Genomic DNA, 19,488 nt, shown 5'->3' on the forward strand with positions numbered 1-19,488 from the left:
CCGGAATGTCGTCCGGAGGGAGAACGGGCGGGTGGGCGGTGCCCGGTCGTCGTCCCGCGGAGCCGTCCGTGGGCTGGCTCCCCGGGGCTACTCGCCGGCGGCCACCAGACCCGTCTCGTACGCCAGCACCACGGCCTGGGCGCGGTCGCGCAGCCCCAGCTTGGCCAGGATCCGCCCGACGTGCGTCTTCACGGTCTGCTCGGCCACCACCAGGTCGCCGGCGATCTCCGCGTTGTTACGACCCCGGGCGATCAACCGCAGCACCTCGATTTCCCGAGGGGTGAGCCCGGCCAGGTCGGTGGGGCGGGGTCGGCGGCGGTCCGGGCGGGCCGCGAACTCGGCGATCAGGCGGCGGGTCACCGCCGGGGCGAGCAGCGCGTCGCCGGCCGCCACCACCCGCACCGCCTGCACCAGGTCGGCCGCCGGGGCGTCCTTGAGCAGGAAGCCGCTCGCCCCGGCGCGCAGCGCCTCGTACACGTAGTCGTCCAGGTCGAAGGTGGTGAGGATGAGCACCCGGGGGCGCTGCGCCGACCGGTCGCCGAGCAACTTGCGGGTGGCCTCCAGCCCGTCCATGACCGGCATCCGGACGTCCATCAGCACCACGTCCGGGTCGAGCCGGCGGGCGGCGGCGACGGCCTGCGCACCGTCGGCGGCGTCACCCACCACCAGCAGGTCCGGCTGGGCGGCGAGCAGCGCGCCGAAGCCCTGCCGGACCATCGCCTGGTCGTCGGCGATCAGCACCTTGATCATGCGTCTCCGCTCTCCGCCTCGTACGGCAGTTCGGCCGCCACCGCGTAACCCCCGTCGGGCAGCGGCCCGGCGGTGAACGTACCGCCCAGCGAGGTGGCGCGCTCCCGCATGCCGGTCAGCCCGTGCCCCGGCCCGCCGTCCGCGCTCGGTCCGGCGTCGGCCGGGGAGTTCTCGACGTGTACTCCCAGCCTGGACGGGTCGGCGCGGACCGTGACGCGCACCGCGGCCCCGGCCGCGTGCCGGGCCGCGTTGGCCAGCCCCTCCTGCACGATGCGGTACGCGGCAAGCCCGACCGGCGCGGGCACCCGCCCGTCCTGGACCGGCCCGGCGTCCAACGTCACCGGCAGCCCGGCCCGGCGGGCGGCCTTCACCATCGCGTCGAGGTCGCCCAGGCCGGGTTGTGGCGCGGTCTGGGCACCGGTGGCCTCGCTGCGCAGCACCCCCAGCAGCCGCCGCATGTCGGTCAGCGCGTCGCGGGCCGAGGCGGCGATGGCGACGAACTCCGCCGTTGCCGGCGCCGGCACGTCGGTCAGCCGGTACGGGGCGGTCTCCGCCTGCACGGCGATCAACGACATGTGGTGAGCAACCACGTCGTGCAGCTCCCGGGCGATCCGGGTGCGTTCCTCCAGCACCGCACGGCGTTCCTGCTCCCGCTCGCTCAGCTCGGTCTGCGCGGCCAACGCGCGCCGGGACGTCTGGTTGCGCCGGATCAGATCGCCGACGATCGCCAGCGCGCCGAGCAGCAGCAGGACCGGCACCCGGTTGTCGGGGTGCACCAGGGTCAGCACCGGCACCGTGGTGATCGTCACCACCCAGAGCAGCACCGGCCGGTCGACCCGCGCGACGACCACCGCGACCACCGCGACCGACCCGAGCGCCAGCGGCGGCGTCCACGGCCAAGACCGGTCGGCCGGCGCGTTGAACGTGCAGATCAGCAGGGCCAGCACCGTCAGCCGCCAGGCCAGCAGCGGACGCCGGGGCAGCGCCAGCAGCGGCGCCACGGTCATCGCCGCGAACAGCACCGCGACCGGCAGCGACAGGCCCCACTCGCTCTCCACGGTCAGCGTGATCAGGAAGAGGCCGAGCACGGCGAGCAGCCCGACGGGCGCGCCGTACGGGGCCAGCGTGGGCCAACGGGCCAGCAGCGGGCGTTCGACCGGGGCGTCCGGACCCAGCAGGGTGTGCCGCAGGGCTCGCAGGGCCACGGCGATCGGTTGCCGGTTCACCACCGGGAGGCTACGGGCCGAGCCCGCCGCAAGGCGTGCCACCAGGGGTTGATCCCGGTGTCGTACCCCGGTGTGACGCGACTCCCGTTAGCGCTTACCTGCCGGTAACGCCTAGGCTCCGACGCGTCCGTGCTGACCATTCGCAAGGGGGAACAGTGGCCCGTACCGTGCTGGTGACCGGGGGCAACCGGGGGATCGGCCTGGCCATCGCGCAGGCCTTCGCCAAGCAGGGCGACCGGGTGGCGGTCACCCACCGCAGTGGCGAGGCGCCCGACGGGCTCTTCGGCGTCCGCGCCGACGTCACCGACGCCGCCTCGATCGACGCCGCGTTCACCGCCGTCGAGGCCGAGCTGGGGCCGGTCGAGGTGGTCGTCGCCAACGCCGGCATGACCGCCGACACGCTGCTGCTGCGGATGACCGAGGAGCAGTTCACCGACGTGGTGGACACCAACCTCACCGGCGCGTTCCGGGTCGCGAAGCGGGCCTCCGGCAAGATGCTCCGCGCCAAGTGGGGTCGCATGATCTTCATCTCCTCGGTGGTCGGCCTCGCCGGCGGCGCCGGCCAGGTCAACTACGCCGCCAGCAAGGCCGGCCTGGTCGGCGTGGCCCGCTCGATCACCCGGGAACTGGGCAGCCGCAACATCACCGCGAACGTGGTGGCGCCCGGCTTCATCGACACGGACATGACCGCCGGCCTCTCCGACGACCGCAAGGCGGAGATCCTCAAGTCCATCCCGGCCGGCCGGATGGCCGGCCCGGACGAGGTCGCCGCCGTGGTCACCTGGCTGGCCAGCGACAGCGCCGGATACGTCTCCGGCGCCGTCATCCCGGTCGACGGCGGCCTCGGCATGGGCCACTGACCTTTCTTGAGTACGGAGGAAATCTGCGATGTCCGGACTGCTCGCCGGTAAGCGGCTGCTCGTCACCGGTGTCATCACCGACGCTTCGATCGCCTTCTCGGTGGCGAAGCTCGCTCAGGAGAACGGCGCGCAGGTCGTGCTCACCGGCTACGGCCGGCTCTCCCTGGTCGAGCGGATCGCCAAGCGGCTGCCCGAGCCGGCGCCGGTCATCGAGGTGGACGTCACCAACACCGAGCACCTGGCCGGCCTCGCCGACCGGGTCCGCGAGCACGTCGACGGCCTCGACGGTGTCGTGCACTCGATCGGCTTCGCCCCGCAGAGCTGCCTCGGCGGCGGCTTCCTCGACGCGCCCTGGGAGGACGTGGCGACCGCCCTGCACGTCTCCACCTTCTCCTACAAGTCCCTCGCGATGGCGGCGCTGCCGCTGATGTCGCCCGGCGGCGCGGTGGTCGGACTGACGTTCGACGCCACCAAGGCGTGGCCGGTCTACGACTGGATGGGCGTGGCCAAGGCCGGCCTGGAGTCCGCGTCCCGTTACCTGGCGCTGCACCTGGGCAAGCAGGGCATCCGCAGCAACCTGGTCGCCGCCGGCCCACTGCGCACCATCGCCGCCAAGTCGATCCCCGGCTTCGACCAGTTCGAGGACGCCTGGACCGAGCGGGCCCCGCTGGGCTGGAGCCTCACCGACCAGGAGCCCGCCGCCCGGGCCTGCCTGGCACTGCTGTCCGACTGGTTCCCGGCCACCACCGGCGAGATCGTGCACGTCGACGGCGGCTACCACGCCATCGGCGCCTGACCCTGCCACGACGACGCCCCCGGCCCCCGGACGCGTGACCCACGCGTCCGGAGCAGGGGGCGTCGCCGGGCCGTCCGGGCCGAGGGGCGAGAATGACCCCATGTCGTACGACGCGGTGGTGCTGGTGTCCTTCGGTGGACCGGAGCGGCCCGAGGACGTGATGCCGTTCCTGCAGAACGTGACCCGCGGCCGGGGTGTGCCGCCCGAGCGGCTGGCCGAGGTCGCCGAGCACTACCAGCACTTCGGTGGGGTGTCCCCGATCAACCAGCAGAACCGCGAGCTGCTGGCCGCCGTCCGCGCCGACTTCGCCGCGCACGGCCTCGACCTGCCCATCTACTGGGGCAACCGCAACTGGGATCCGATGCTCGCCGACACCGTGACCCAGATGCGCGACGACGGGATCACCCGGGCGCTGGCCTTCGTCACCAGCGCGTACGGCGGCTACTCGTCCTGCCGGCAGTACCAGGAGGACATCGCCGCCGCCCGTGCCGCGGTCGGCCCGGACGCGCCGGTGATCGAGAAGTTGCGCCAGTTCTGGGACCACCCGGGCTTCGTCGAGCCGCACACCGACGCCGTCCGCGCCGCCCTGGCCCAGCTCGACCCGGCGAAGCGGGACAGCACCCGGCTGGTCTTCACCGCCCACTCCATTCCCAGCTCGATGGCGGCCAACGCCGGCCCGCACGGCGGCCGGTACGAGGCGCAGCTACACGAGACCGCCCGGCTGGTGGCCGCGGCCGCCGCCCCCGACCTCCCGTACGACCTCGTCTGGCAGAGCCGCTCCGGCCCGCCGCACGTGCCGTGGCTGGAGCCGGACATCAACGATCACCTGGCCACCCTCGCGCAGAGCGGCACCACCAGCGTGGTCGTCAGCCCCATCGGGTTCGTCTCCGACCACCTGGAAGTGGTGTGGGACCTGGACACCGAGGCGTTGGAGACCGCCAAGCAACTCGGCCTGGACTTCGTCCGGGCCGACACACCGGGCACCGACCCGCGCTTCGTGACCATGGTCCGTGAGCTGGTCACCGAGCGGACCGACCCGGACGGCGCGCAGCTGCGCCGTCGACTCGGCGAGCTGCCGATGTGGGACAGCTGCCCCACCGTCTGCTGCGTGCCGACCCGCCGTCCGACGCCCGCTGGGGGAACCGATGCATGACCGCAAGCCCGTGCAGAGCTGGCTGACCGACATGGACGGCGTACTCGTGCACGAGGGTCAGCCGGTACCCGGCGCGCCAGAGTTCATCAACCGGCTGCGTGCCTCCGGCAAGCCGTTCCTGGTGCTGACCAACAACTCGATCTACACCCCGCGCGACCTGACGGCCCGGCTGAGCCGGATGGGACTGGACGTGCCGGAGGAGTCGATCTGGTCGTCCGCGCTGGCCACCGGCCAGTTCCTCGCCGACCAGCGGCCCGGCGGCACCGCGTACGTCATCGGGGAGGCCGGGCTGACCACGGCGTTGCACGCCGTCGGGTACGTGCTCACCGACTTCGCCCCCGACTACGTGGTGCTCGGCGAGACCCGCACCTACAGCTTCGAGGCGATCACCAAGGCGGTCCGCCTGATCAACGACGGGGCCCGTTTCATCTGCACCAACCCCGACGTGACCGGCCCGTCGGTGGAGGGCGCCCTGCCCGCCGCCGGCTCGGTCGCCGCCATGATCTCCAAGGCGACCGGGGTGGAGCCGTACTTCGTCGGCAAACCCAACCCGATGATGATGCGCTCGGCGTTGAACACCATCAACGCGCACTCGGAGAGCACCGCGATGATCGGTGACCGGATGGACACCGACATCCTCTGTGGCCTGGAGGCCGGGCTGGAGACGATCCTGGTGCTCACCGGGATCAGCAGCCGCACCGAAGCGGAGCGCTACCCGTACCGCCCGTCCCGCATCATCAACTCCGTCGCAGACCTGCTCGACGAGGTCTGACCCGCCTCGCGCGCTGGGCCGCCTCGCGCGCTGGGCCGCCTCGCGCGCTGGGCCGCCTCGCGCGCTGGGCCGCCTCGCGCGCTGGGCCGCCTCGCGCGCTGGGCCGCCTCGCGCGCTGGGCCGCCTCGCGCGCTGGGCCGCGTGGCGATGATCGCGCTCGATCCAGGAAGTAGTGGTCATCCTCCCGCCGGAGGCCACTACATCCTGGATCGAGTGCGATCATGCCCGCTGCGGGCGGCGATCTTGCCCGCTGCGGGCGGCGATCTTGCCCGCTGCGGGCGGCGATCTTGCCCGCTGCGGGCGGCGATCTTGCCCGCTGCGGGCGGCGATCTTGCCCGCTGCGGGCGGCGATCTTGCCCGCCGGGGGCGTCGCTCGGGCGTTCCGGTCAGGGGCGCAGAGGGGCGTTGCAGGCGGCCACCAGCGCCTGCCGGCAGGCCGCGGTGAGGGGGCGCAGCGCCGCGTCGCGCTGCTGGGCCTCGTAGTTGTTGATCGCCCCACCGGGCGCGGCGTGGCCGGCCAGCGCCAGCACCCGGTCGAGGACCGCGGCGCGGGCGAACAGCCGCCGGGCCCGCGGGTCGAAGCCCGGTGGCAGGTCGGTGGCGCCGTCCGGGCGGCGCAGGGCGGCCAGCGCGCCGGCCAGCTCGGGTCGCCACTGGGCCACGTCGAGGCGGGTCAGCGCGGCGGTCGTCTCGGCCAGCGCGGCGGCCAGCTCGGCCTCCGCCTCGGCGGCGCCGGGCAGCGAGAGGGAGGCGGCGTGCGCGTTCGCCGGCAGCGGATACACCCGCCACAGCACCGTCTCGAAACAGTCCCCCGAACCGGAGGTGTGCGACCGCACCTGCGGGATCAAACCGAGCCCGCCGGCCACCACCGCCTCGCCCGTGACGAGCGCGGCTCCGGCGAAATCCCCCGGGCCGGGCAGACCCCGGGGGTCACCCGGCGCCGGCAGCACCAGACGGATCTCGTCCGGGGAGAGCTTGGCCAGGGTGGGCAGCGCGGCGCCCAGCGGGACGTCGGTCCAGGTGCCGGGGGCGTCCGCGACGAGGTGCTCCTCGTCGCCGGCGATGGCGTCGGCGACCTCGTCGTACGGCACCAACCCAGCGCGCCACGCGCGCACCCAGGCAACGAACCGGCTTGACCGGCGCGGCGCGACTGTGGCCGCGCCCGTTGCGGGGGTGGACATGCCGAAAGGGTACGTGGTCACGGCCGGCCCTGTCTCGACTGCCGCTCCGGCCGCCCGCCCTGCCCCGAACTGCCCCCTTCGCCCTTGTTCGGCTTGCGAAGGCCGCCACCGCTGCCCCGTGTCGATCATGAAGTTGTGGTGGGCGGTAAACGTGGATTGCAGGACTTTCGCGAGGCACCACAACCCCATGATCGACGGAGTGGGGCGGCGGGCGGTGTGTCGGGAGTGGGGCGGGCGGTGGGGGAGTTAGCGTGCTGGACATGGCGGGGCGATACGGCGAGGACGTGTTGGCGGGGGACTGGCGGCGACGCAAGGTCACCCCCGAGGTGGACGCCGAACCGGACCTCGTGGTCGAGGACGCCGACTCCGGATTCTGCGGTGCGGTGGTCGGCTTCGAGGCCGGCGCGGTGATCCTGGAGGACCGGCACGGTCGGCGGCGCAACTTCCCGCTGCTCCCCGCCGCCTTCCTGCTCGACGGTCGCCCGGTCACCCTGCGCCGTCCCACCCGCGCGCCGGTGCCGGCGGCCCGTCGGCGCACCGCGTCCGGTTCGGTGGCCGTGGACAACGTCCGGGCTCAGGTGGCAAAGGCCAGCCGGATCTGGGTGGAGGGCATCCATGACGCCGCGCTGGTCGAGCGGATCTGGGGCGACGACCTGCGGATCGAGGGTGTGGTCGTCGAGCCGTTGGACGGCATCGACGACCTCGACGCCGACGTCCGCGACTTCGGCCCCGGCCTGACCCGACGACTCGGCGTCCTCGTCGACCACCTGGTGCAGGGCAGCAAGGAGAGCCGGATCGTCGCCCGCGTGAACTCGCCGTACGTGCTGGTGACCGGGCACCCCTACGTGGACGTGTGGCAGGCGGTCAAGCCGGCGGCGCTGGGCATCGCTGCGTGGCCGGTGGTGCCGCCGGGGCAGCCGTGGAAGGAGGGGGTCTGCGCGGCCCTCGGGGTGGCCGAGCCGGCCGACATGTGGCGGCACATCCTGTCCCGGGTGAACAGCTTCGCCGACGTGGAAACACCCCTGATCAACGCCATGGAACGCCTCATCGACTTCGTCACCGAGCCAGCCTGACCCGCCCGCCGCCCGCCGCCCGCCGCCCGCCGCCCGCCGCCCGCCGCCCGCCGCCCCGCCGCCTGCCGGCCGCCGCCCGCCGCCCGGCCCCCTGCCGCGCCCGCACCGCAAGATCCGCGCAGTTTCCCTGATGTTGCTGCCTCCGAGCGCGACGAGGCACCACCATCGGTGATGTTGCGCGGATCTTGGACAGGCGGCGCGGATGTCGCCGGCGAGGCGGCGCGTTTCGTGGGCGGAGCGGGTCGCGGAAGGGGTGGGGGCAGCGCGGGACTCAGGGCACCTGGTCGGGGGTGCGGGTGTGGACGAAGGTGGCAATGTCCAGGGCGACTGCCCGGCCGTGGCCGTCGCGCAGCACGCGGAGGATCTCGCCATTCTCGTCGCCGGCGTGGCCCCGCCACCGGTCCGGCCCCTCGGCCACGAAGCGCAGATTCGGCGCACCGACGGGGCCGGCGCGCAGTTCGCCGGCGGCATCGACGGACACCTCGATCTCGCTGCCCATCCACCACCAGCGGCCGGTGAGCTCGGCCAGTTCGGCCGGTGGCGCGGCGGCGGCCGGCAGCCAGGGCGTGACCGGCGCGGGCTCGGCGTCCAGCACCAGGGTGAGGAGTTGCCGGCCGAGCGCGCCGATGTGCCCGGTGCGCAGGCCGTACGAGTTGGCGAAGCCGACCACCGCGGTACGGCTGGGTCGGTGTACGGCCAACGAGGCGACGTAGCCGGGCATCGAGCCGCCGTGCCCGACGTACACCCGGTCGCCTTCCCGGAAGAGCTCCACCCCGAGGCCGTGCCCGCTCTTCCACGCCTCCAGGTCGCTGATCACCACGGGTGAGCGCATCTCGGTGAGCGTGGTGGCGGCCAGCACCGACGGGTCGGGGTCGGCGAGGAACGCGGCCCAGCGGCCCAGGTCCTCGATCGTCGACCAGAGTTGCCCGGCCGGGGCCATCGCGCCGGTGTCGGTACGCGGCTCCTCGCGCAGGGTGTCGTGCCAGGGGTGTACGACGTAGCCGCGGGCGAACGGCTCGGTCTCGGTGTACGTGGTGCGGCGCATGCGCAACGGGGTGAGGATCCGCTCGTCGAGCAGGTCGATCCAGGGCGTCCCGGTGAGTCGTTCGAGCACGCCGCCGAGGAGCCCGTACGCCAGGTTGGAGTAGTGGTACGTGGCGTGCGGCGGGTAGGCGATCTTGTCGGCGGTGAGCCCGGCGAGCAGGGTGGTCAGGTCGACCCCGGCGGTCCGCTCCCACCAGTCGCCCTCGGGTTCGCGCTGGATGCCGCTGGCGTGCCCGAGGAGTTGGCGCAGGGTGAGCGTGCCGACGCCGGTACCCGGGAGGTGCTCCTCCAGCGGGTCGTCGACGGCGAGCCGGCCGGCGTCGCGTAACTGCATGATCAGGGTGGCGGTCATCGTCTTGCTGATCGAGCCCAGCCGGTACTGCAGGTCGACGCCCGGGCGGGGGTGCTCGCCGGCGGTGGCCACGTGCGCCAGTGTGCCGTCGCGGACCACGCCCAGCACCAGCGACGGGGCGTGACCGTCGGCCTGTGCCTGGGCGACCCGGGTGTCGATCTGTCGGGCGGTCTCGGGCAGCAGGGTCACGGGGGTCTCCTCGGATCGGCGCCGCTGATTTCAGGTGTTTTGGTCGGCCGGAAATGGCTTCGCCGAGCCTACTGATCTTCCCGGGAAGGTCGCGCGTGCATGTGCGTGTCACGATCGTGGTGTGGACGCCGTGGTGTGGATCGTGTTGGGTGTGGTGCTGGCGGTCGCCGAGATCTTCACGACGACGCTTTTCCTGATCCTGTTCGGGGTCGGTGCGTTCGCCGCCGCGGGCGCCGCCGCTCTGGGCGCGCCGGTGGCCGTGCAGGCGCTGGTCTTCGCGGTGGTGTCGGCGTTGAGTCTGGTGGTGGCCCGCCCGGTCATGCGACGGCATCGCCGTTCCGCGCTGGACAGCGGCGAGCAGCCGTTCGGTGTGGAGGCGATCGAGGGCTCCACGGCGATGGTGCTGGAACGGGTGGACGCCGAGCACGGCCTCGTCAAGATTGACGGCGAGCTCTGGAGCGCCCGCTCGTACGACACGACGCAGGTTTACGACCCTGGTCAACGGGTTCGGGTGATTAAGGTCCGGGGCGCGACCGCCCTGGTCTGGCAGGACGACGTTTCTTCCGCCGGCGAGCTGCCGGAAGCGAGAGGGTGAACGGGATGACGGTAATCGGGGTGCTGGTGATCGCGGTGGCGCTGATCGCCGTGATAACGCTGGCGAAGGCGGTGCGGATCGTGCCGCAGCAGCGCCAGGACGTGGTGGAACGGCTCGGCAAGTACAAGCGCACCCTCAACCCCGGCCTCAACCTGCTGGTGCCGTTCATCGACGCGGTCCGCACCAAGGTCGACATGCGGGAGCAGGTGGTCAGCTTCCCGCCGCAGCCGGTGATCACCTCGGACAACCTGGTGGTCTCGATCGACACCGTCCTCTACTTCAAGGTGGTCGACTCGGTCCGCGCGACCTACGAGATCTCCAGCTTCCTGCAGGCCATCGAGCAGCTCACCGTCACGACGCTGCGTAACGTGATCGGCTCGCTGGACCTGGAGCGGGCGCTGACCAGCCGCGACGAGATCAACCGGCACCTCTCCGGCGTGCTGGACGAGACGACGGGCCGCTGGGGCATCAAGGTGACCCGGGTGGAGATCAAGGCGATCGAGCCGCCGGCCAGCATCCGCGACTCGATGGAGAAGCAGATGCGCGCTGAGCGGGACCGCCGCGCGGCGATCCTCACGGCCGAGGGCCACAAGCAGTCGGTGATCCTCACCGCCGAGGGTGACAAGCAGTCCGCGGTGCTGCGGGCCGACGGTGACCGGCAGGCCCGGATCCTGCAGGCCGAGGGTCAGGCGAAGGCGATCCGGACGGTCTTCGACGCGATCCACCAGGCGAACCCGAGCCAGAAGGTGCTCGCCTACCAGTACCTGCAGGCCCTGCCGCAGATCGCCCAGGGCAGCGCCAACAAGGTCTGGATCGTCCCGGCCGAGCTGACCAAGGCTCTGGAGGGGATGGGTGGCGCGCTCGGCGGGCTGAGCCAGATGGTGGGGGACCTGCCCGCACCGGAGGCCGCGGACCAGGCGAGCCAGGTCGAGCGCGAGGCCGCGGAGGCCGCGCAGGCCGCGGCGGCCGCCGCTCAGCAGATCCACGATGAGGTACGCGTCGCCGAGGCGCAGGCCACCGGCGGCAAGGGTCAGCCGGGGCTGCCCGCCCCGGAGCCGGTGTCGCCGGCCAGCCTCGTCGAGGACCCGGCCGACCAGCGCGAGCGCGGCTGATCCAGTCTGCCGGCCACCAGGCCGGGTAAATGCGAGAAAGACTCATGGGGCGCTCCGACGCCTGCCACGATCGGTCCTAGGACGGGTGGTGACCAGGCAATCGGGGCGCCCCGGCGCGTCGGTGCACCGCTCGACGACGAGCGAGGTGACGCATGAAGGATCCGGCGAATCGGATGTGGTCCTCGACCCCCGTGCCCGGCGCGCACGACCCGGCGGCCCCGCTGGGCTCCCGGCGCACCGGTGGCGGGTTCGGCGTACTGCCGTTCGTCGGTGAGCCCACCCCGGCCGGCCCGGCCACGAACGCCAGTTGGGCCTGGTCGGTGCGCCGCTTCGCGCGGGCCGCGGTGTGGCTGCTGCCCGCGTACGCCATCCTCTACGGCGCGGTGGCGATGGCCAGTGACGGCGGGGTGGGCAACGACCCGTATCCGGCCGACGGCCGCGCGGTGTACCTGATCGGCTGGGTGGCCGCGGTCTGGCTCGGCCTGCTCGCCCTGCTGGCGCTCACCGGGCTGCTGGCCGCGACCCGCAGCCGCCGGGTGGCCGCCGCCGGCCTGCTGGTCAGCATCGCCGGCACCGTGCTGATGCTGCCGTTCGCCGGGCTGGAGGAGCAGACGCCGGTCTTCGGCACCTCCGCCCGGTCGCTGGTCCTGCTCGGCGCGACGTTCTACAGCGTGGGCTGGTTCCTGACCGGTTGGGCGGTGGCCCGCTCGGGCTCGTTCAGCCTCGGCGACGGCGTCATGCTGATCATCGCCGCGCCCCTTCTCGGCCTGGGCGGTGCCCTGATCGGCTCGCTGCAGACCTTCGGCGCGATCTTCGTGCTGATCGCCGGCATCGGCATCGGCTACCGCTCCGGCCGACTGATGCCCCGCGAAACCGCCCGAGACGCCGCCGCCGCAAGCGTCAGCACCCCCACCCCCTAAACCCCGCCCACCCACCCCGATCCACGGTGATCAAGAGGTTTGCGTCAGAAGAGGGCTCTCGGCTGACGCAAACCTCTTGATCACCAGGGAAGGAGGGGCGGGAGGGGGAGTGGGGGCGGGGTTGGTGGGGGTTCGCTGGTGGGGGGCCGTGAAGTTGCTGACAATCGCCGGGCGGGGGTGGTCGGTTGGCGGTTTTTGTGGCAATCCTGGGGAGCATGGCCGCCTCCCGCTCGCCGCTGTCGCGGCTGTTCACCGTGCTGCTCGCCGGCTTGCTGGCCGGGCTCGCCCTGGCGGTCGCCGCGCTGCCGGGCAACCTGCTGCTCGGGTTCGCCGCCCGCTCGGCGCTCGGCACGTACGCCGCGCTGCCCGACTCGCTGCGCACCCCGGCCACCCCGCAGCGGTCGTACCTCTACGCCAACGACGGTAAGACGCTGATCACCACGTTCTACGACGTGAACCGCACCGACGTCGCGCTGGAGGACATCGCCCCGGTGATGCGGCAGGCGATCGTGGCGGCCGAGGACCGGCGGTTCTACGACCACGGCGGCACCGACCTGCGCGGCCTGGCCCGGGCACTGGTCGCCAACGTCAAGGGCGGCGGCACCGAGCAGGGCGGCTCGACGCTGACCATGCAGTACGTCCGTAACGTCCTCAAGACCGACCCCACCCGCACTGCCGAGGAGCGGGCCGCCGCCACCGACCCCACCGTCGGGCGCAAGCTCCAGGAGATCCGGTACGCGGGCGCGCTCGAGCAGAGCCTCGGCAAGGACGAGATTCTCGACCGCTACCTGAACATCGCCTACTTCGGCTCCGGCGCGTACGGGATCGCGGCGGCCAGCCAGCGCTACTTCGGTAAGCCCCCGGCGAAGCTGACCCTCGCCGAGTCGGCTCTGCTCGCCGGCCTGGTGCAGTCCCCGGACGCGTACAGCCCCATCGACGGCGACAAGGACGAGGCGCTGGCCCGCCGGTCGTACGTGCTGGACTCCATGGTCGCCACCGGGGCGGTCACCGCCGCGCAGGCCGCGCAGGCGAAGTCCGAGCCGCTGACCCTGCACCCCACCGCACCGCCCAACGGCTGCACCGCGGTGTCGCAGGGGCACGACGACTGGGGCTACTTCTGTGACTACCTGCGCCGCTGGTGGCTGACCCAGCCGGCGTTCGGGGCCACCGTGCCGGAGCGCGAGCAGGCCCTGCGCTCGGGCGGCTACACCGTGATCACTTCGCTGGACCCGAAGGTCCAGGCCACCGCGCAGCAGCAGGCGACCAAGGTCTACGGGTACGACAACAAGCGCGCCCTGCCGATCGCGGCCGTGCAGCCGGGCACCGGTCGGGTGCTGGCCATGGCGGTCAACCGGCACTACAGCCTCGCGGACAACCCGGCCGGGCAGGCCAACTACCCGAACACCGTCAACCCGTTGATCTCCGGTGGGGCCAGCGTCGACGGGTACCAGGCGGGTTCGACGTTCAAGCTGTTCACCATGCTCGCCGCGCTGGAGTCGGGCCGTACCCTCTCCACCGGCTTCGACGCGCCCGCCAAGCTGCCCACCCGGTACGCCGCGGAGGGCCCGGGCAGCTGCGACGGCCACTGGTGCCCGGCCAACGCCAACCCGGACTGGATGGACGGGTACCGGATGATGTGGGACGGCTTCGGCCGGTCGGTGAACACGTACTTCGTCTGGCTGGCCGAGCAGGTCGGCCAGGACAAGGTGGTGCAGATGGCGCAGCGGCTCGGGATCACGTTTCGCGCCGACTCGGACGCCGCGTTCGCCAAGGACAACGCCGCGAACTGGGGTTCGTTCACCCTGGGCGTGGCCGCCACCACCCCGCTGGACCTGGCCAACGCGTACGCCACGGTGGCCGCCGAGGGCACCTACTGCACACCGCTGCCGGTCGTCTCGGTGACCGCCGCGAACGGCACGAAGGTGCCGGTGGGGGAGCCGTCCTGCAAGCGCGTCCTCGACGCCGACGTGGCCCGCGCCGCGACCGACGCCGCCCGCTGCCCGGTGGGGCAGCAGTCGCCGTACGGGCAGTGCAACGGCGGCACCGCCACCGGTGTGAACGACATCCTCGACGGTCGACCGGTGGCCGGCAAGTCCGGTAGCTCGGAGCAGAACGCGACCGAGACGTTCGTCGGCTTCACCCCGCAGGTCGCGGTGGCCGGCATCGCCACCAACCCGGACGACCCGGCCGACTCGGTGGGCTCCGCCGTGCAGACGAAGGTGATCGACGCCGTCGCCCGGGTCATCGCCACCGCGGTCAAGGGCCAGCCGGAGAAGGCGTTCGCCGCGCCCAGCCGCGAGCTGGCCGGCGAACCGCGCCGCCCGGTGGAACGCCCCGCGGTCCCGGACCGCCAGCAACCCACCACCGAGGACCCCCGCTCAGCCCTGGAGCGCTGGCTCAACCGCCGAGGCTGAATCGCGGGGGCAGGGGCGTGGTGGGGGCTGGGCGCAGCGTTCAGCGGTCGCGGCGGCGGGGGCGGTAGCTGGCGATCGTCGCGGGTAGGCCGCGGCGGATGATGCCGGCCCAGTCGGTGTCGCCGCGTAGTACGGCCGCCGCGGTCTTGCGGGCCTGTTCGGCGGTGAAGTGCGGCGGCAGCATCAGCTCGGCCGGGTCGACCAGCGCGTTGATGACCACCGGCCGGTCGGCGGTGAGCGCCCGTTCCCAGACGTCCGGGATCTGCTCCGGCGAGTCGATCAGCTCGCCGCGCAGGCCGAGCACCTCCGCCCACTGGTGGTAGGCGATGTCCGGCAGTTGCTGGCTGTCCGGGAACATCGGCGTCCCCTCGCTGGAGCGTTGCTCCCAGCTCACGAACGCCAGATCCCGGTTGTTGAGCACCAGCACCACGAACCGCGGATCGGCCCAGCTGCGCCAGTACTTCGCCACCGTGATCAGCTCGTTGACGCCGTTCATCTGCATGGCGCCGTCACCGATCAGCGCGATCAGCGGTCGGTCCGGGTGGGCGAACTTCGCGCTCAGCGCGTACGGCATGGCTCCGCCCATGGACAGCAGCGTGCCGGACAGGCTGGCCAGCATCGAGGGGCGGACCTGGATGTGTCGGGCGTACCAGGCGGTGGTGGTGCCGCAGTCCACGGCGAGCATCGCGTTGTCGGGGAGGCGCTCGTTGAGGGTGTGGAAGAGCAGCTGCGGGTTGACCGGTTCGGCGGCCTGCTCGGCCAGGTCGCGTTGCGCCCGGCGCCACGCCGAGGTGGCCTCGGCGATCTCGGCCCGCCAGGCGGCCGGCCCGGGGCCGGGGCCCAGCTCGCGCAGCAACGCCCGCAGGGTGGGGCGGGCGTCGCCGGTCAGGTTCACCTCGGTCGGGTACCGCAGCCCGAGTTGGGTGCCGTCCAGGTCGATCTGCACCGCGCGGGCCTGCCCGGGCGGCGGGTAGAACTCCGAGTACGGCATGTTGCTGCCCACGATCAGCAGCCGGTCGCAGCCGCTCATCAGCTGCCAGCTCGGTCGGGTGCCGAGCAGCCCGATCGCGCCGGTCACCCATGGCGCGCGGTGGTCGACGGCGGTGAAGCCGAGCAGTGCGGTGGCCACGCCAGCGCCGAGCCGATCGGCGATCTCACGGACCTCGTCGCGCGCGCCGAGGGCGCCCTGGCCGACCAGCATGGCCACCCGCTGCCCGCCGCCCAGCACCTCCGCCGCCCGGCGCACGTCCGCCTCCGGTGGAATCGTCGGCGTGCTGCTCGGCGCGTTGCTGGTCTGGTAGTAGCCGTGCGCGTGCGGCGGGTTCGGGACGGCCGGCTCGTCCTGGATGTCCAGGGGCAGGATCAGGGCGGTGACGGTACGCCGGGCCAGCGCCGTCCGGCACGCCCGGTCGACCAGGTGGCGTACCTGCGCCGGGTGGTCGAGCTGGGCCAGGAACGCCGCGGCCACGTCCTTGTAGAGGGCGAGCAGGTCGACCTCCTGGTAGTAGCCGCCGCCCTCGGCGGTGGTCGCGGTGTGCCCGACCAGGGCGATCACCGGTTGGTGGTCGAGTTTCGCGTCGTACAGGCCGTTGAGCAGGTGGATGGCGCCCGGCCCGCTGGTGACCAGCGCGCAGCCCAGCGGGCCGCCGCCGTACTTGACGTGCGCGGAGGCGGCGAAGCCGGCGGTCTCCTCGTGGCGGACCTGGATGAACTGGGCCCGCCCCTCGGTGCGTTGCAGCGCGGAGGTGAGGCCGTTGATGCCGTCGCCGGGATAACCGAAGTAGCGGTGGACGCCCCAGCTGAACAGGCGGGAGACGATGTGGTCCGCGACGGTCGGGTGCCGGGGCAGAGCGCCGGATTCCATCGCCGTGGTGCGGTCTGCGCTCACCTAGCTGATCCCTTCCCGTCTGGTCGGATACTCCGCCGGTCATTCCCCGTCTTCTTCGGACAAAACACCCGGTCGGGCGGGCGTCGGAGGGCAGGGCTTCCCGTCCGGCAGAATCGTCGGGTGCCCGTCCACCAGATCACCGACCCCGACGACGACCGGATCGCCGACTACCGCGCGCTCACCGACGTCGAGCTGCGCACCCGCTGGGAGCCGCCGCACGGCCTGTTCATCGCCGAGGGGGAGCTGGTGCTGCGCCGGGCGCTGCGCGCGGGCTATCAGCCGCGCTCCTTCCTGGTGGACGCGAAGCGGGTAGACCAGCTCGGCGACCTGCTCGACCACGGACCGGCGTACGCGGCTAACCAGGAGGTGCTGGAGGCTGTCACCGGATTTCACGTCCACCGAGGCGTGCTGGCCAGCTTTCATCGCAAGCCGTTGCCTGCGGCCGAGGACGTGTTGGCCAGCGCCCACCGGGTGGCGGTGCTGGAAGGGCTGAATAACCACACGAATCTGGGAGCGGTGTATCGGGGAGCCGCCGCTCTCGGTATCGACGCGGTGCTGCTCTCGCCGTCCTGCGCCGATCCGCTCTACCGACGCAGTGTGCGGGTCAGTATGGGCGAGGTGTTCGCCGTCCCCTATGCGAAGCTGGACCCGTGGCCGGAAGGGCTGGACCTGGTGCGCGCCGCCGGCTTCACGATCCTGGCCATGACGCCGGCACCCGATGCAGTGCCGATTCAGCGCCTCACCGCGGCTCAGCGAGCGAAGGCCGCCCTGCTGCTGGGAGCGGAAGGCCCCGGCCTGACGGCGGCGGCGCAGGCGGCCAGTGACGTGCGGGTGGTCCTGCCGATGCGCCGTGGTGTCGACTCGCTCAACGTGGCGGCTGCTGCTGCGGTGTCGTTCTGGGAGCTGGGCCGCGAGGATGAGCTGGGAATGCCTCCAGCTTGAATTAGTAGCCCGCCCCAGCTCGTCCTCTTCGGGGGGAGGAGGCGAACCCGGGGCGGGCGGTCGTGGGCGCTGAAATCGTCAGCCGGCGGCGCTCCGGTGCTTCGCCCATGCGCAGGTCCAGGCCGCAAGATCATGCACCCACCCGTCTGCGCTCTGTTCGGCCTTGACCTCCCATTTCGCGGCGTTCATCGCGGCGAAGGCGTCGAGAGCGTCGCGGCCAACCGAGGTCCAGGCGGGGAACTGCCCCAGCCACTCCTCGGCCTGCGCCGGGCTGTGGCCACTGCCGATGAGCCACTGCACGAGCAGCGCCAGCTCGACCCACGAGGCGGCCTCAGTCGTCCACGCCCAGTCGACAACGCGTAGCCCGTTCGCCGTGAGGATGAGGTTGGTCGGGTTGATGTCGGAGTGAACGAGCGTTCGGCCTTGCATCTCGGGCAACGCAAACCCGAGGCGGCCCGCCGGAGTGAACCAGGTCCCGGGCGGAGCCGGCTTGCCCTGAAGGGCCTTAAGGGTCACCTGGAGCAGGTCCAGATCTGGACTTCCGGGAGACAGGTCGGGGTGGGGGCCGTCAAGTAGCTCGGCCCCCACCACCAACCAGCCGTCGCGCTCGAAGTGCCACAGGACGGCCGGCGGGAACCGGTCGACCGCCCCCGCTGCCGCCAGCTCATAGCGCAGCGTCTGGACGCTCAGCCCGGTCGTGGCGGCCTTGACGAAGACCATGCCGGACGTGCCGACGACACTCGACGCGATCTCGGCGTGGTTGCCCGTCAGAGCTGGGCGTACGTCGATGATCTCGCCGACGCGCTCGGCTATCTCCGTCACGACCGTCCCAGGCAGGGCGGCCCATTCGCGGCGCATGGCTACCTCTCTGTCATTTGCCGCCGGGCTGCGGCGGGTTGGGTGGACAGCAGGACTCAGCCTCGCCGTACCAAAATTCCATGTCGACTCGGTAGCCGGTCGCGTGCAGCGCCGCGAGCGTGAAGGTGACAGCGGTTCCGTCCATCATCCCCTCAGTCAAGATCGGGATGTGGTGGACGAAGCCCCCAGCGATCTGCTCGCAAGCGGCGGCGTACGGCAGGGTGTGCTGCAGCACGGAGTGCCACACCGCGTCGACCGGAAGGGTCGGCACGACGCGACCGATCGAGCCGTCCGGCAGGGGCATCCCGAAGTCCTGGTTGTTGACGTTGTCGGCGTGCGCCTTGATGAACACGCAGAACTGCTCGATGGCCCGCTCGGCGTATGTGCGGGTGACGTGCTGGTCGGCTGCAAAGTAGCTGACCAGCTTGTCGAACGTCTCGGGGTCGACGAGGGATCGGGGGTCCTTGGCGACCTTGCTCGGGGTACTGACGTCGATACTCAAGACTCCTCCTTCAACCAGTGTGGAGAAGGGCCCTCCGCTTCTGCTGGTGCCTTATGCGCCCGTCAGTCGCCGCATGGCCAGGCGGCGACCAGCGGGAATCTATGAGCCGCCAACCGCCTGCGAGCGCTCGGCAGCAGACCTGCGGTGCGGACCCCATGCCACGAAGCGCTCGAACATCTCGCGCGGACTGGGCGCTTCCTCGCCAGCAGTCCATCGAGCTGATCAAGGAAGTCGAGCGCCATCATGGATCTCAGTAACGCTACGTGGAAGAAGTCCACCCGCAGCGGGACCAGCGGCAACGACTGCGTTGAGGTGGCCGACAACCTGCCCGACGTCGTGGCCGTCCGCGACAGCAAGGACCCGTCCGGCCCCGCGCTCACGTTTGACCCGCAGACCTGGAAGTCGTTCGTCGGGTTCGCCAAGCAGCACTGACCCGGAAACGCGCGAAGGCCCGGCCCTCCCATGTCGGGGAGCCGGGCCTTCGTTTTGCGGGGAGGTGTTCGCCGTGCCGTACGCCAAGCTCGACCACTGGCCGGCGGGCCTGGACCAGGTGCGCGAGGCGGCTTCGCGGTGCTCGCCATGACGCCCGCGCCGGACGCCGTACCCATGCAGCGGTTGACCCCGGCGCAGCGTGAGCGGGCGGCGTTGCTGCTCGGCGCCGAGGGGCCCGGCCTGACGGCGGCGGCTCGGGCGGCCAGCGACGTGCGGGTGGTCCTCCCGATACGACGCGGGGTCGACTCGTTGAACCTGGCCGCCGCAGCGGCGGTGGCGCTCTGGGAGTTGGGCCGCGACGACGCGCCGAGCGACAGCGAGTAACCACTTCGACTTGCATGACCATGCGTCTTGTTGAATAATCTTCCC

General features: G+C 72.2%; 18 protein-coding genes and 1 pseudogene. 12 read left to right on the plus strand and 7 right to left on the minus strand.

Annotated features, from left to right (window positions below; genetic code table 11):
- Window positions 1-87: 87 nt before the first annotated feature.
- Window positions 88-750: a response regulator transcription factor gene (locus O7620_RS04365; protein ID WP_278121947.1), complete on the minus strand. Its 663-nt coding sequence runs from the start codon at window positions 748-750 to the stop codon at window positions 88-90.
- Window positions 747-1,976, minus strand: coding sequence for a histidine kinase (locus O7620_RS04370; protein WP_278121948.1), 1,230 nt, complete (start codon window positions 1,974-1,976; stop codon window positions 747-749). Before O7620_RS04370 ends, O7620_RS04365 begins: the two co-directional genes overlap by 4 nt.
- Window positions 1,977-2,131: 155 nt before the next feature.
- Here O7620_RS04370 and fabG point away from each other — a divergent pair, with 155 nt between their 5' ends.
- From fabG to O7620_RS04390, 4 genes are all read left to right on the plus strand, one after another.
- Window positions 2,132-2,836 carry a 3-oxoacyl-ACP reductase FabG gene (gene fabG, locus O7620_RS04375; RefSeq protein WP_278121949.1) on the plus strand — a complete coding sequence of 235 codons (705 nt, stop codon included), beginning with the start codon at window positions 2,132-2,134 and terminating at the stop codon, window positions 2,834-2,836.
- A gap of 28 nt (window positions 2,837-2,864) precedes the next feature.
- The gene (gene fabI / locus O7620_RS04380) at window positions 2,865-3,632 is read left to right on the plus strand and encodes an enoyl-ACP reductase FabI (protein WP_151492731.1); all 768 of its coding nucleotides are present in this window, start codon (window positions 2,865-2,867) and stop codon (window positions 3,630-3,632) included.
- 100 nt (window positions 3,633-3,732) lie between these two features.
- Window positions 3,733-4,785 (plus strand): ferrochelatase, encoded by a 1,053-nt coding sequence (locus O7620_RS04385; protein WP_278121950.1) that lies wholly within the window; start codon window positions 3,733-3,735, stop codon window positions 4,783-4,785.
- Window positions 4,778-5,557: an HAD-IIA family hydrolase gene (locus O7620_RS04390; RefSeq protein WP_030337797.1), complete on the plus strand. Its 780-nt coding sequence runs from the start codon at window positions 4,778-4,780 to the stop codon at window positions 5,555-5,557. Before O7620_RS04385 ends, O7620_RS04390 begins: the two co-directional genes overlap by 8 nt.
- Window positions 5,558-5,943: 386 nt before the next feature.
- Here O7620_RS04390 and O7620_RS04395 read toward each other — a convergent pair whose 3' ends face one another.
- Window positions 5,944-6,738: a hypothetical protein gene (locus O7620_RS04395; protein ID WP_151492733.1), complete on the minus strand. Its 795-nt coding sequence runs from the start codon at window positions 6,736-6,738 to the stop codon at window positions 5,944-5,946.
- Between the two features lie 260 nt (window positions 6,739-6,998).
- Between O7620_RS04395 and O7620_RS04400 the strand changes: the two genes are divergently transcribed.
- Entirely contained in the window at window positions 6,999-7,811 is an 813-nt protein-coding gene (locus O7620_RS04400) for a DUF3097 domain-containing protein (protein ID WP_278121951.1), read from the plus strand.
- Window positions 7,812-8,082: 271 nt separating this feature from the next.
- Here O7620_RS04400 and O7620_RS04405 read toward each other — a convergent pair whose 3' ends face one another.
- The gene (locus O7620_RS04405; RefSeq protein ID WP_278121952.1) at window positions 8,083-9,396 is read right to left on the minus strand and encodes a serine hydrolase domain-containing protein; all 1,314 of its coding nucleotides are present in this window, start codon (window positions 9,394-9,396) and stop codon (window positions 8,083-8,085) included.
- Window positions 9,397-9,517: 121 nt separating this feature from the next.
- Here O7620_RS04405 and O7620_RS04410 point away from each other — a divergent pair, with 121 nt between their 5' ends.
- The 4 genes from O7620_RS04410 (at window position 9,518) to O7620_RS04425 (ending at window position 14,437) form a co-directional block, all read left to right on the plus strand.
- On the plus strand, window positions 9,518-9,991 hold the full coding sequence (locus tag O7620_RS04410) for an NfeD family protein (RefSeq protein ID WP_151493220.1): 474 nt from the start codon (window positions 9,518-9,520) through the stop codon (window positions 9,989-9,991).
- Between the two features lie 5 nt (window positions 9,992-9,996).
- Window positions 9,997-11,103 (plus strand): SPFH domain-containing protein, encoded by a 1,107-nt coding sequence (locus O7620_RS04415; RefSeq protein WP_278121953.1) that lies wholly within the window; start codon window positions 9,997-9,999, stop codon window positions 11,101-11,103.
- Window positions 11,104-11,255: 152 nt separating this feature from the next.
- Window positions 11,256-12,023: a hypothetical protein gene (locus O7620_RS04420; protein ID WP_278121954.1), complete on the plus strand. Its 768-nt coding sequence runs from the start codon at window positions 11,256-11,258 to the stop codon at window positions 12,021-12,023.
- A gap of 215 nt (window positions 12,024-12,238) precedes the next feature.
- Entirely contained in the window at window positions 12,239-14,437 is a 2,199-nt protein-coding gene (locus tag O7620_RS04425) for a transglycosylase domain-containing protein (protein WP_278121955.1), read from the plus strand.
- A 40-nt stretch (window positions 14,438-14,477) separates the two neighbouring features.
- Here the strand turns inward: O7620_RS04425 and O7620_RS04430 are convergent, their stop codons facing one another.
- Window positions 14,478-16,301, minus strand: coding sequence for a thiamine pyrophosphate-requiring protein (locus tag O7620_RS04430; protein WP_278126859.1), 1,824 nt, complete (start codon window positions 16,299-16,301; stop codon window positions 14,478-14,480).
- 144 nt (window positions 16,302-16,445) lie between these two features.
- On the opposite strand from O7620_RS04430, the gene O7620_RS04435 reads away from it, so the two are divergent.
- A complete protein-coding gene (locus O7620_RS04435) occupies window positions 16,446-17,267 on the plus strand; it encodes an RNA methyltransferase (RefSeq protein ID WP_278121956.1) in 822 nt (273 codons plus the stop codon).
- A 78-nt stretch (window positions 17,268-17,345) separates the two neighbouring features.
- On the opposite strand, the gene O7620_RS04440 is transcribed toward O7620_RS04435, so the two are convergent.
- Both O7620_RS04440 and O7620_RS04445 read right to left on the minus strand, forming a co-directional pair.
- The gene (locus O7620_RS04440; RefSeq protein WP_278121957.1) at window positions 17,346-18,125 is read right to left on the minus strand and encodes an aminoglycoside phosphotransferase; all 780 of its coding nucleotides are present in this window, start codon (window positions 18,123-18,125) and stop codon (window positions 17,346-17,348) included.
- 13 nt (window positions 18,126-18,138) lie between these two features.
- The gene (locus tag O7620_RS04445; RefSeq protein WP_278121958.1) at window positions 18,139-18,627 is read right to left on the minus strand and encodes a hypothetical protein; all 489 of its coding nucleotides are present in this window, start codon (window positions 18,625-18,627) and stop codon (window positions 18,139-18,141) included.
- Window positions 18,628-18,870: 243 nt separating this feature from the next.
- On the opposite strand from O7620_RS04445, the gene O7620_RS04450 reads away from it, so the two are divergent.
- Together O7620_RS04450 and O7620_RS04455 are read left to right on the plus strand one after the other, a co-directional pair.
- Window positions 18,871-19,059 (plus strand): DUF397 domain-containing protein, encoded by a 189-nt coding sequence (locus O7620_RS04450; RefSeq protein WP_278121959.1) that lies wholly within the window; start codon window positions 18,871-18,873, stop codon window positions 19,057-19,059.
- Window positions 19,060-19,117: 58 nt separating this feature from the next.
- Window positions 19,118-19,443, plus strand: a pseudogene (locus O7620_RS04455) (TrmH family RNA methyltransferase); the annotation flags it as partial.
- Window positions 19,444-19,488 lie beyond the last annotated feature (45 nt).

The organism is Micromonospora sp. WMMD710, from assembly GCF_029626045.1.
Taxonomy (GTDB): Bacteria; Actinomycetota; Actinomycetes; order Mycobacteriales; family Micromonosporaceae; genus Micromonospora.